The organism is Pseudomonadota bacterium, assembly GCA_018823285.1.
GTDB lineage: Bacteria > Desulfobacterota > Desulfobulbia > Desulfobulbales > JAGXFP01 > JAHJIQ01.
The window spans coordinates 13,651-25,763 of record JAHJIQ010000026.1 but is presented as its reverse complement, the minus strand read 5'-3'; the positions used below and the strand labels follow the sequence as shown (position 1 = coordinate 25,763).

At 51.7% G+C, this 12,113-nt stretch carries 9 protein-coding genes; all 9 read right to left on the bottom strand.

The annotated features are described in order from the left end of the window. Window positions 1–52: 52 nt before the first annotated feature. Window positions 53–1,258: a GIY-YIG nuclease family protein gene (locus KKG35_07135; GenBank protein MBU1737901.1), complete on the bottom strand. Its 1,206-nt coding sequence runs from the start codon at window positions 1,256–1,258 to the stop codon at window positions 53–55. Next, window positions 1,255–3,195, bottom strand: a complete 1,941-nt coding sequence (locus tag KKG35_07130; protein ID MBU1737900.1) for an ATP-dependent helicase — start codon at window positions 3,193–3,195, stop codon at window positions 1,255–1,257. Before KKG35_07130 ends, KKG35_07135 begins: the two co-directional genes overlap by 4 nt. A 4-nt stretch (window positions 3,196–3,199) precedes the next feature. Continuing rightward, window positions 3,200–3,418 carry a hypothetical protein gene (locus tag KKG35_07125; GenBank protein ID MBU1737899.1) on the bottom strand — a complete coding sequence of 73 codons (219 nt, stop codon included), beginning with the start codon at window positions 3,416–3,418 and terminating at the stop codon, window positions 3,200–3,202. A gap of 126 nt (window positions 3,419–3,544) precedes the next feature. Continuing rightward, window positions 3,545–5,197, bottom strand: a complete 1,653-nt coding sequence (locus KKG35_07120) for a putative DNA binding domain-containing protein (protein MBU1737898.1) — start codon at window positions 5,195–5,197, stop codon at window positions 3,545–3,547. Continuing rightward, window positions 5,190–7,844 (bottom strand): N-6 DNA methylase, encoded by a 2,655-nt coding sequence (locus tag KKG35_07115; GenBank protein MBU1737897.1) that lies wholly within the window; start codon window positions 7,842–7,844, stop codon window positions 5,190–5,192. Before KKG35_07115 ends, KKG35_07120 begins: the two co-directional genes overlap by 8 nt. Window positions 7,845–8,163: 319 nt before the next feature. Next, window positions 8,164–8,871 (bottom strand): sulfite exporter TauE/SafE family protein, encoded by a 708-nt coding sequence (locus tag KKG35_07110; protein ID MBU1737896.1) that lies wholly within the window; start codon window positions 8,869–8,871, stop codon window positions 8,164–8,166. Beyond that, window positions 8,864–9,037, bottom strand: coding sequence for a cbb3-type cytochrome oxidase assembly protein CcoS (gene ccoS, locus KKG35_07105; GenBank protein MBU1737895.1), 174 nt, complete (start codon window positions 9,035–9,037; stop codon window positions 8,864–8,866). Before ccoS ends, KKG35_07110 begins: the two co-directional genes overlap by 8 nt. A gap of 4 nt (window positions 9,038–9,041) precedes the next feature. After that, on the bottom strand, window positions 9,042–11,483 hold the full coding sequence (locus KKG35_07100; protein MBU1737894.1) for a heavy metal translocating P-type ATPase: 2,442 nt from the start codon (window positions 11,481–11,483) through the stop codon (window positions 9,042–9,044). Between the two features lie 165 nt (window positions 11,484–11,648). Then, entirely contained in the window at window positions 11,649–12,113 is a 465-nt protein-coding gene (locus KKG35_07095) for a FixH family protein (protein MBU1737893.1), read from the bottom strand.

The following is a 12,113-nucleotide window of genomic DNA, read 5'->3' as shown; positions in this document are numbered from 1 at the left end:
TTTTTTAATAGGTGCCCCACATCAAAGCAATATGCTGCAAGGGCAGAACATCTCATTTTGCCATGATTTCCTGCCTGGCGTGATGATAGCGATAGTTGACAATCTCACCATTAATCAACAGTTCTACGACTGTTTCAATAATATGCAAGGGCACATCGAACCACTCTCTGGGAGTATGCCGTTTGCCATCACCGTCAAAAACATCCAGCTCGATACATGCTTCGGCAAAAAAAGTATGGAGAAGCTGTTCAAGCTTTTGTGGATTAAGGTTATATGTCTGCCAGTCTACCACCGGAACCACATCAGCCATAAGATAGGTTGGTTCCTGGGCGGCATTTTGGATTCTGTCAGCGATAGGTTTGCGGGAAAAACCGATTTTATACAGGTTTTCGATTTCTCTGATCTCAGGCGCTTCACTCAAAGAACGCAAGACATAAATATAGCCCGTGGCTTCATCTTCCCCGGCAACTTGCTCATCCTCTTTGAACAATTCTTTCTGTTTTGCATCGATAACCTGGCGGCTGTGCTCGTCTTTCCAGAGGGCCGCGGCCAGAGAGCGCAGGTACATGTTTGACTCTGTACCGTTCTCAAATACGCAATAGAGCCGGGCATTGACATTGCCGAAATTCTTTTTTTCCCATTCTCCCTGATTGGCAACCAGAACCAGCATGCCATCGAGAATAAAAAATTCTCCAGGCTTGATCTGCCTTTCACTGGTAAATTTTCTGGTAACTTTTACTTTTGTTTTCAGGCCGGTATGTATGGCCCTAAAGAGAGGCTCGAACCGGGCAAACTCTTTGCATTTTTTACGTTTGGCGACATAGTCCGGCCTGTCGGCAGGCTTGGAGACGTGGGTCAGTGTAAAAATATCGCCCGGATCAGCCTCACCGCCGGAAGCGCCGCCATCAAGCAAACCAAGGGTGTCATGTTCCAGCACGTCCTCAACCGTGTTTAACTCCACCGGCTCCACCTTTTCCGGTTCACCAAGCAGGCCGAAGATATCGTAGTCAGTTAATGGTTCAGCGGTTTGCGGGTTATTGCGTATGCCTTTCAACCTGCTGTACAGCCTTCTTTCATTTATATCACGGCTTTCCGCCGGTTCATGACCATGTTCACGGATAAATGAGTTGATCTCCTCAAAAGAGGCAACCAGTCTCTCATCACCGCTGATGGCGGAAGATGCCTTTGCCTTGACGGCCAGCAATCCTAAAGGATCATCCTGCAGGATCGTATGTAATTCTTTCTCAAAATCAATCATGATGCGCTAATTGTCTGTTGCCGCCTCTTATTGCGTAAATAAACCAGCGCCTCGGCCATTCTTTTTTCCAGGGGGTCGCTTGCGTTGATATTTGGCTCCCGTCCGCCATGAGTCTTCATAAAGGGGCCGATCTTGTCCCGGTACAAAATGACCGCTTCCTCGTCCGTCATCTGAATACGCCCGGCGTCGATGGTCTCCTGGATCACCTTGAGCAGTTTGGCGGTCACCGATTTTGACAATACCTCGAAAGCCTTCTGAAACGGGTTGATCTGATCGATCAGGTCAATGTGCAGGTCATCGATATTGACAAACTTGCCGGCCATCCGCACAAAACTTTTATCGCCGACCGTTTTGATCTCGCCGTTCTTGATCGCCGAGTCAGCCACCACGTGCTGGCGCACTTCTTCAACCTCTTCCGGGGTCAACTCCGGATACCTGGTCTGGATTACCTTGGGGATCAGCACTTTGTTGATCACCTCCGGCTCAATAAACTCACCGGGCAGGGTCTTGAGTAAGGTATTGTCCTGCAGGATAGCGGCTTTCAGGTCATTGAGGTCGGACTCGACAATATCCTTCACCCGCTGCGAGCTGGGTTCCTTGAATCCCCGTATCTTCAAAGTCCCTGCCTCCGGCGGATCATCATCAAACCGTCTGGTCTTGAACTTGAAATTCGGGGCCAGTACCTGTTCCATCAAGAGCGAGGCGGTAATGGCTTTCAGCATGTTATTGACCGACAGCCGCACCTCTTCATCCACCGCGTCCGGCTGGGCAATAAGGTTGGTGAACTGAGCGTGGGTCTTGTTATTGCTGTCACGGGTGGCCCGACCGATGATCTGGATAATCTCGGTGAGCGATCCCCTGTATCCTACAGTCAGGGCATGCTCGCAATAGGGCCAGTCAAAGCCCTCCTTGGCCATGCCGAGAGCGATGATCAGATCCATGTCGTCAACATCATCCATTTCGCGCAGGTAGCCGACAATTTTGTCTCGCTCCCTGGGGGTGTCTTCCACCAGATCGGCAACCTTGATGATCTTGCCGTCGTTGTGCCGCTTCACAAAAATCACGCCGCTATCCGGGTCCTGATGGGTCACGGCGCCGATGAGATCAAGGATAGCGTTGACCTCATTATGTTTATCTTTGGTTGATTCGCCGGCATTGACATTGGGAATATGGAGGATCGTCTTTTTATCGGTATCCAGCACCTCGTCAATGGCGCTCAGATAACGGCCCTGATAAAAATGGTAGCCGATGCCCAAGGTCTTTAAATGCTCATAACCGTTCAGCTGTTCATAGTAGTTATAGGTGACCTTGACAAACCTGGCTTCATCCGCAGGCTCCAGCACCGGCACCGAGTCGCCCCGGAAATAGGAACCGGTCATCGCGACAATATGGGCCGAGGTGTTGGCCATGATGGAACGGATCACCTCGCCCAGCCGGTTGTCGCTGTCGGCCGAGACATGGTGGAACTCATCGATGGCCAGCAGGGTGTCGTTGAACTTTTCTTCCGCCACCGCCTCAAAGGCGAAGCGCAGGGTGGCATGGGTGCAGATCAGAATGGTCGCGGCCGGATCGTTTAAAAAGTTTACAAAGGCGGTAACCTTGCTCGTCTCGCCGCCGGGAGTGCAGAGATTACAGGCCGGATTAAAGTCCCAATCGGCAAAGAAACCATGCCTGGTCAGGTCAGTCCGGGCAAAGGAGCTGCCGATGGAACGCTCCGGCACCGCCACGATCACTTTTTTCAGGCCCTGGTTAAAGAGTTTATCCAACCCCAGAAACATCAAGGCGCGAGATTTCCCGGAGGCGGGCGGCGCTTTCAGCAGCAGATATTGGGCCTTCCCGGCCGCAAAGGCCCGGGCCTGCATCTCCCGCATGCCCATCCCGTCGGTGGCGATGGAGCGGCCCGTTCGGGCATAGGTTACGTTGACTAAGTCGGGCATATTTTTACAGTTCTCCCTGCTGCTCCATCCGAAATTTGACAGCACTTTCCTTATCAGGCGGCTCAATGGCATAGTGCCGCGCTTCGTATAACTCTACTTGAGTTACCAGTAATTCAAGCTCATCACCTTCAGAGGTGGCGGGCAGGGCATCCATCAGTTTTTCAATACGGACGAGAGCCTGGTCATACTCAGGTTCCGTCTTGATTGTTTTAGCTTTTAACATGTTTCTATTTCTGTTTTAGCCGTTCTTGTTTGATTGATATATGTCTGACATTGCGTTATTTTCTGCATATTCACTTCTGGCGAGAAACAATAAAAACAGCTAAAAAACAGCTAAAATATAGCTAAACTAATCGTGCGCAACCAAGTGCCATGTCCAGCCTTTGCTTTCAATCAGCTGCTCTCTCCGTAATTTTTGCAGGTTGTTTCTGATCTTATCCTGTTTTTGCTGCACAGTTAAAACATCCGGCAACTTGTCCAGTAACCCCTTCTCAAAATCAGCCTTTTTTCCTGTGCCGAATTTTCCAAGATAATCAAGAATAACCTTCTGGCAATACTCGTCATCGATCCCTTTCCATTTTAGATAGTCAGCCTGTTGACCTGTCTTGCTGGCCACCTGGGAAGAGATATGGAAGTTGGGTCTCCGGCCTTCGATGAGTTTTTGATTTTTAAGTTGTCTGATTTCAACATCACTCAAGGCCTTCCCTTTCTGGACCTTGTCAAGCAGCATAATTTCATGCAGGCTCAGGTTCGGCATCTGGGCCAACTTCATGGCGTACTTAATGTCGAGCACCTTACCGGTCACGACTACTTTAACCTGATTGTTGTTAAAGCTGTAATCCGGCAAAGGGAAAAATTTCCGCCGCTGAATAGTGAACATTTTTTTGATACCGCTGCCCATGGTGTCAATCATGTTAAGCGTTACCATGGCCTCAGCCAAAAATGGGTTGCGGTAGAGCGGCTCCGGGGCATCCGCCTCAATGACATTTTCAATGGTTTGCGGAATAAAGGAACCCATATTGTTAAAAATGAGCTGACTATCTTCTCGCTCCACCACATTGATTTTACCGCCAAGGGTATAATCCTGGTGAGCAATACAGTTGTTCAGCGCCTCTCGAATAATGTAGGGGTGGTAGCTGTCTACCTCCTGAGGGAAGAGAGTCCCATCGGCAATATAGCGATATTTCAGATTTCTGATCTTGGCATACACTTCATCCACATTGAGCAGGAAGGGGCAGCTGAAATGGGCATAATCCTTTTCGATGTTGTCCCTGTCTTTAAGAATCCAGCTGATTCTGGCAATAGCCGTACCTAAAAAATGTTCCGACTCAGGCTTGCCGAGTAAAATAATGGCCGTCCGGGTGATTTTATCTCTGATACAGAGCTTGGCTTTGTTCAAGAAGGTGAGATCATCCCACGCTGCGACCTCCGAAGAGAGCTTGGGGTTTTTTTCAGCAAAAAGAACTCTTGCCCGTTGAATAGCTTCAGGAGCGAGGTCGGCAATGGTGGCTTCTTCACAAATCTTTTTGGACCAGTCTTCATCTCTGCCTTGCTGCCGGATCCGTTCAATCTCTTCAATATTGAGTTTTACAAGCGATTCGCCATCTCTACCATACCAGGTTTCTTCCCAGCTTACGGGCATCCCGGGAGGGGCCGCAGGAATCTGAAAAAGGACAACCCGACCCTGATCAGTTTCTACCTCATAAATTTCTTTAAAAGTAATACGGTTGTTTGTTTTGTCGGCTATTTCCTTTTTCAGATTATGAAGATCCTTCGGACTTGTTCTGTAGCGACTATCGACAATGGTCTTGTCCTTATCACGAACTCCGAAAACCAGCCATGCCTCCTTCTTGCCCAACAGATTTGCCTCATTGGCCAAGGCACTAAAGTATTTGCCAATTTTCTGAAAGTTATAACTATTCTTAGCCTCTTTAAACTCCAGGACCTCAGTTTCGTGGCCATATGAAAGCAGGCGTTCGAGGGTTGATTTGATCTCAGTCATTCCTTTCCTCCGCCCAGGTCATTTTTTCGTAGAGTTTGAAGAGATATTCCAGCCGCTCTTCGTCACTGGAAAATGGTTTGGCCCGGTAGCAGCGTTCTACGGCCAGGTCCATGTCATGATGGGCCTGGCGCAGGCCGTCCGGCATCTTGTCAGGGTCGTAGAGCTGGGCCATGGTCTTTTCCGGGTGCTGTTCCCGTTCGTCCAGCACCTGAAAAACATGGTCTTCCAAAACGGTTTTCTGCTTTTCTGAAATATCCGGGAAGGGGAAGGTGTTGTAACAGAGGGCCGAGGAGTAACGGATTCGGGTTTCCAGACGGCCAGCCACGGCCCGCACCCAGGTCATGTGCATCCGGGAGGAGATGACGGCGAAGATGTAAGGGGTGTTTGCTGGAATTGTGCTAGCCAGATCAGAAACAATGGTTTTCTCATCAATAAAATCCAAAGGGATATAGGTTCTCCTCTCAGACGTTGTCCTTGGAACAATGATTGAAGGTGTGTCAATGTGTCTTAATTGTCCAAAAAGATGTGGAGTTTCTGCTGCACGTCTAGTTCCTTCATTTTTGCTGGCTTGACGAACAGCTTTGACAGCCTCAACCCTGTCACGAATCTGGGAAATCTTTAGTGCTTGTTCTGAATCATTTTTTAGCCACAAGCACCATCGATATGTACTTTTCATAAATTCGCTTGCGCCGATAAACTTACGTATATACTGCTGTGATTCGGGATATTGTTCTACCAGTGTTAATTTTTCTGCCTCAGATAAAATGAGGTTTCCATCATCTATAGGCATGTCACCACGAACCATTTGCGGGAATTTTGACAAAACCGAACCTGTTCTTTTTGTAACAACAACATTACTTCCAGAAGCCAAATAAGGATTTATACTAAAAACTTTACGTTTAACGCCATCGGTGAATAGATATTTTGCTTTGTCTGATGATCTTCTAACGACAATTATGACACAAGTTACACCAGCGTTGCCTTTCGCGTTGTTTGTCCATTTGAATGAGTGGTGGGCACATCCAATTTCTAAGCCCAACTGGAAAATGGATGGCCAAATTAGAGAAATTTGTTCCCCTTGGCAGATAGAATTTGTTGAAACAAAGGAAAATTGTGCGTGTGAATTCTGAATGTATTGGGCCGCAAGCCAAAACCAACAACTGATATAGTCAAGGCGCTTATAATCTTCTCTGGGATGAAATACTTTTTTCATGTCCTCTTTTTGGTTTTTCTCTTGCAAAGAGAAGCCCAAATACGGCGGGTTCCCCAAAACATAAATCTCATGCCCCGCATCCTTGGGGCACACCGTTTCCCAGTCAATCCGGGTGGCATTGCCGCAGACGATATTGCCGCCGTCGGTGAGGGGCAGGGTGGGCTTTGATTCGCCGAACACCTCCTGAAACAGGAGATTCATCTGGTGCTCGGCCAGCCACAGGGAGAGCTTGGCGGTCTCATGGGCAAAGTCGTCCAGTTCAATGCCATAAAACTGGCTGAGTTTGATATTGGACATGAAGTTGAGGGATTTCTGCAGCCCCTGCAGTTTTCTGATAATTTCAATTTCAAGCCTGCACAACTCTTTGTAGGCAATGATCAGGAAATTGCCGGAACCACAGGCCGGGTCAAAGATACGAATGTTGCGTAAGCGGGTAAGCAGTTTTTCCAGCTTCTTTCTGTTATCTCCCGCCTTGTTTAGTTCCTCATGCAGATCATTTAAAAAGAGCGGTTCAATGACCTTCATGATATTGGTCACCGAGGTGTAGTGCATGCCCAGGGAACCGCGCTGGTCACTATGAACCACGGCCTGGATCATGGAGCCGAAAATATCCGGATTGATCTCCTTCCAGTTCAAGGTCCCGCATTCAATAATGATCTGCCGCGCCTTGCGATTGGTTTTTGGAACAGTATATTCCTCGGCAAAGAGACCGCCGTTGACATAAGGAAACTGTTTGAGATAGTTTGGCAGTCCTTCACGCCGGGGCACCGAGAGAACCTGAAACAGTTTCTGCAGATAGGGTTGCAGATCAGTGCCGTCGGCAGCTGTATGGGAGGCCACCCCGGAGGTAAACTGATCGTCCGCAAAAATGCCGGTATCTTCGGCAAAAAAACAGAAAAGCACCCGGGAGAGAAAAATGTTCAGGGTATGTCGTTCTTCCGGGGTATCTGTCGGGTTGTTCTCGCAGATTATGTCATAGAGCCGCCCCATGCGTTCCGCGGCCCGGATATCGGCAAGGCTTTCTCCCTTTACTTGCGTCTTCTCCAATCCGGCCCACGGCAGGAAGAAATCAAAATGATTGGCTAAATTATTAAAAGCAATATCAAGGGTGCCGTCTGTCCTGGTGTCTATGGCAAGCAGAAGATGAAAATCCGTCACAATCAGAAAACGGGGCTGATGCTTTTTCGCCCCATTGTCCGTTTTCATTTCATCAATAGTTGTATGCAGGTCATCTGTTGCCGCAGCCTTGAAATAGAGCTTTTTCTTCCAGAGAAGTTCCCCTTCATTTTTTGACTGATTATAAGCGCCTTTTTTCAGGCGAGATATGGCCGCCCTGGGCAGGTTGTAAGCTTCTAAAAGACCATAAATAAAAGACTCCCTGTCAGTATCCTGAACAAGGGCTTTAATCTCATCTTCAAGTTTCTGAATATTCATTCGATTTAATTTGGGCTCGTTATTTTTCAAACACCGGCGGGGGAGTAAATTATCCTAAGAATTAGTATCTGAAAAATGATCCAAAAGCAAAGTTCTTGTAATGCACGCAGATTTTTGGGAAGACCGATTGTCGCTGGATTCTGTATAATTTTGAATGTGTGATATTGATCAGGATCGACTCATGGGTATTGTTATCAGTTGAACATGCACAGCGCGCATTCCCTGCAGCTCGAAGTCTAGCGCTTATCTGCTGCGGGGAGCTTCAATTTGTTGAGAGAACCTTGGTGTCATAATGTTGACCGAAATAGTGGGGGCCGGTTCAGCAGAAGCAGCCGGCGACTCCGCCGGGGAGAAATCCCAGAAGCTGCAGATGGCGGGCGAGATTAATCAGCCCCATCAGCACGACCACCGCTCCGGCGCAGCGCAGCATAGAGCCGCGGGCCCTTGTCCCCAGCAGATGGGCGACGCTGCCGAAGGCAAAAAGGGCCGGCAACGTCCCGAGACCGAAGGAAACCATCACCAGCGAACCGCTTAAGGGCGAGGCGGTCTGGGCGGCGGTGATCGCCATTGCATAGAGAAAGCCGCAGGGGAGAAAGCCGAAGAGGAGCCCCAGCGGCAGGGCGGAGGCGTAAGTGGGCAGGGCGTGAAGTTTTTTGACCGCCCCGGTGAGCGTTTTCACCGGTCCGGGGAAATCAAGGCGCATGAAATTGAGCCGGGCAAACGCCCCGGCAGTGCCCAGGCCGACAACGATCAGGAACAGGTCGGAGGCCACCAGAACCAGGCGCGCCGCCCCGTCGAAGGCGGTCGAGTAAGCAAGCAGGGACCCCAGCCAGCCCACCAGCAGGCCGATAAATCCATAAGTGACGAGCCGGCCGCCGTTGTAGAGAAGATGGAAGAGCATGCCGCCCTGTTGCCCCTTGCCCGACAGGGCGAGAGCGCAGACGATCCCACCGCACATCCCGATGCAGTGGCCGGAACCGAGAAAGCCGGTGAGCAGGGCCATCAGGTAAAGGGGCGCGTCACTCATCTTTCTCTCCCGGTTTCGGATCGTCCGGTTCGTCGTCCAGCATCCGGTATTTGGGCCCTTCCATATCGTCGAACTCGCCTTTTTTCACGGCCCAGATGAAGAAGAGCCAGGCCGCGGTTCCCAGGAAAAAAGAGAGGATAATCAGGATGATGATTGAACTGAGCATTGTCTTAACCGTTTGAACTGTTTGAACTGTTTGAATCGTTTGGACCGCTTGAACGGATTCTTAATCTTAACGAATTGCAGACCACGCAGACCGAGCTCGCAGCCATCGCGGCGGCCGCATAAATCGGGGCCAGGCGGCCCGAAGCCGCCAGGGGCAGGGCCAGGATATTGTAAAAAAAGGCCCAGAACAGATTCTGGCGGATCACCCGCATGGTCTTTCTGCCGATCCGGATTGATTCGGCGACCAGATCAAGCCGGGGCGTGGTCAGCACCAGATCACTCGCGTCAACGGCGAAGTCGCTTGATCCCGCCATCGCGCAACCGATTGATGCGGCGGCCAGGGCCGGCCCGTCGTTGATGCCGTCCCCGACCATCAGCACCCGGTCACCCAGTTCCGTCATTCTTTTGATCCAGGCGGACTTGTCATCCGGTTTCATGTCGGCGATAAAGTCGATGCCCAGTTCCCGGGCGATCATCTCCGCGGTCTGCCGATGGTCGCCGGTGAGCATCACGGTTTTCAACCCTGACTTTTTAAGTTCGTCCAGAGTTGCAACTGCCTCTTCACGCAACTGGTCTTCGAGGAGGATGCGGCCAAGATACACCTTCCCCTCGGCCAGATAAATCGCCGTGTGGCCTGAGGGTGGCGGCTCTTCAAGGGCAATGCCCTTTTCCGCCAGAAAGGCGAGACTTCCGGCTAGGATTGTAGAGTTCCCGTCCTCAAGAAGCACTCCCTGACCGGGAATGATGGTTGCATTTTCACCGGACTTCGCTCTGATCCCTCTTTTCACGGCCTCGGTGACAATTCCCTTTGCCAGAGGATGATTTGAACCACCCTCGATTCTTGCCGCTGTTTCAAGCAGATTTTCTTCGCTGCCGGTTGTGGGTTCAACGGCGATAACCTGCGGCCGGCCTTTGGTGAGGGTTCCGGTTTTGTCGAAGGCGACCAGGTTGATCGCCCCGGCTTTTTCAAGAATGTCTCCGCCGCGAAAGAGAATGCCGCGCCGGGCAGCTGCCCCGGTTGCCACCAGGACTGCGGTCGGAGTGGCGAGCCCGAGAGCGCACGGGCAGGCGACGACCAGCACCGCAACCCCGCTCAACAGGGCCGGGCCGCCTCCTGCCCCCTGCAGCAGCCAGTAAAAGTAGGTTCCCGCTGCGAGCAGGATCACCAGCGGCGCGAAAATGGCGGCAATCCGGTCGGCAAAAGCCTGCACCGGGGCGCGACGATTCTGTGCCTCTTCGACCATGGCGGCGATTTTTGCCACAAAGGAGTCGGCGACGGTCCGGATCACCCGGACCTTCACCGCGCTGACCAGGTTCAGCGAGCCGGCGATGACCTCGTGCCCCTCCTCCTTGACCACGGTTTTCGATTCACCGGTGAGAACGGATTCATCAACTTCCGCCCTTTCGCTGACCATGATGCCGTCAACCGGGAACCGGTCTCCCGGCCGGACGAGGACAGTATCGCCCGCCACCAGAATATTGCTTGCCACCTGTTCCCGCTCTTCCCCGTTTATCCTGATCGCGTGATCCGGGCTCATATTGAGCAGGCGGCTGATGCTGTCGCCTGCCTGATGCCGGGCGCGCCCTTCGAGTAATCGGCCGAGGAGGACCAGGGTGACGATCATCGCCGAGGTGTCAAAATAAACCTCCTCGCCCCGGACGAGCGCGGAAACGCTGTAAAAATAGGCGGCAAGAACGCCAAGTGCCACCAGCAGGTCCATCCCGGCCATTCGGTTCTTCAGGCTGCGCCAGGCGCCGTTCATAAAGGGGAAGCCGCAATAGAAGACCACCGGAGTGGTGACCACGGCGGAAAAAATCTGCAACAGCCATCGGGTGGATTCATCCATGCCCTGAAAATAGCCGCCATAGAGCGCGAATGAGTATCCCATGAGCTGCATCGACAGGAATGCGGCGGTGCCGAATCTGATCAGGAGATCACGCTGTTCCTTTTCCCGGGCGGCAGCTGCACCATCAACCGAGTACGGCCGGGCGAGATAACCGATCCTGCCGAGGGCGGTGCAGATTTCGGCGGGTGTGATCTTCTTGTCATCAAAAGAGATTCTGGCCCGGTGGGTTCCGTAGTTGATCCTGATATCCAGGATTCCTTCCTTTTTTGTCAGCAGACGCTCAATGAGCCAGATGCAGGTGGCGCAGTGGATCCCTTCAAGAATCAGGGACATCTCCTTTTCGCCATTATTGTCCCGGACAAACCTGTCAAGAAAGGCGTCTTCATAAACAGACTCGAACACGCCTTCAGGAACGCCGCCGTTCTGCCAGTCACGACGGGTGTAGAAATCCCCGAGTCCGGCACCGGTGATGATCCGATAGGCGGTGGCGCAACCGTGGCAGCAGAAGCGGTGTTCCGCGCCGTCAATCAGGTCTTCAACAAGCTGTCCCGAAGGGATTCCGAGGCCGCAGTGGTGACAGATGTCGGGAAGATCAGGCATTGTACTCTCTTTCAAAGCCGGCGCCCGGTGTCCGGGGGCTGGTTCGTTCTCCATCAGGAAGTGTCTCTGCCGCATCCGGTCAGAAAACCGGGAGGCGGGAGCCGGAAGAAATCATGAGCGTTAGCATGCGGGATGATACCTTCGGTCTATAAATAGTGAAAATTCCTACAGGTTAACAATCAGGCGGCGAGTGATCCTGGCGCCTTCACGGTGGAGGCTCAGGTCTCCGGTGATGCTGCCTGTGAGGTTTTCGGGGAAGAGCATGGAGTATCGTCCCGGACTCTGCTCCACAAGCTCCAGTTCGAGCCGCCGTGCATTGCTGTTGGAATAGATGATGATATCCCCTTTGCAACCCGTGACAGCCTGCCCGGAATGGGTCACAAGATTTACGACAAGCTCCTGCCCTTTGAGAACAGTGGAAAGTGCCCAGCCCGAAGCTTCCGCCGCTTTGATTTCGATGTTGCTCTGGTTGTATTTGAGACCATGACTGTAATATTCCGGGTCGGTCACCGGACTCACACCAAGAGTCGCTCTGTATATGGACCAACCTGTGACCCCGAGAAAAGAGATCCCGATGAAGATGACCAGAAAGGGCCAGACGTTGGTGGTTTTGCCGCGATCTTTATTCAT

Bases quoted from the DNA above. Each gene is read 5' to 3' on its own strand.
- KKG35_07125 (MBU1737899.1), bottom strand. From the start codon at position 3,418: ATGTTAAAAGCTAAAACAATCAAGACGGAACCTGAGTATGACCAGGCT.
- ccoS (MBU1737895.1), bottom strand. From the start codon at position 9,037: ATGCTCAGTTCAATCATCATCCTGATTATCCTCTCTTTTTTCCTGGGA.
- KKG35_07100 (MBU1737894.1), bottom strand. From the start codon at position 11,483: ATGCCTGATCTTCCCGACATCTGTCACCACTGCGGCCTCGGAATCCCT.
- KKG35_07130 (MBU1737900.1), bottom strand. From the start codon at position 3,195: ATGCCCGACTTAGTCAACGTAACCTATGCCCGAACGGGCCGCTCCATC.
- KKG35_07115 (MBU1737897.1), bottom strand. From the start codon at position 7,844: ATGAATATTCAGAAACTTGAAGATGAGATTAAAGCCCTTGTTCAGGAT.
- KKG35_07135 (MBU1737901.1), bottom strand. From the start codon at position 1,258: ATGATTGATTTTGAGAAAGAATTACATACGATCCTGCAGGATGATCCT.
- KKG35_07110 (MBU1737896.1), bottom strand. From the start codon at position 8,871: ATGAGTGACGCGCCCCTTTACCTGATGGCCCTGCTCACCGGCTTTCTC.
- KKG35_07120 (MBU1737898.1), bottom strand. From the start codon at position 5,197: ATGACTGAGATCAAATCAACCCTCGAACGCCTGCTTTCATATGGCCAC.
- KKG35_07095 (MBU1737893.1), bottom strand. From the start codon at position 12,113: ATGAATAAAGATCGCGGCAAAACCACCAACGTCTGGCCCTTTCTGGTC.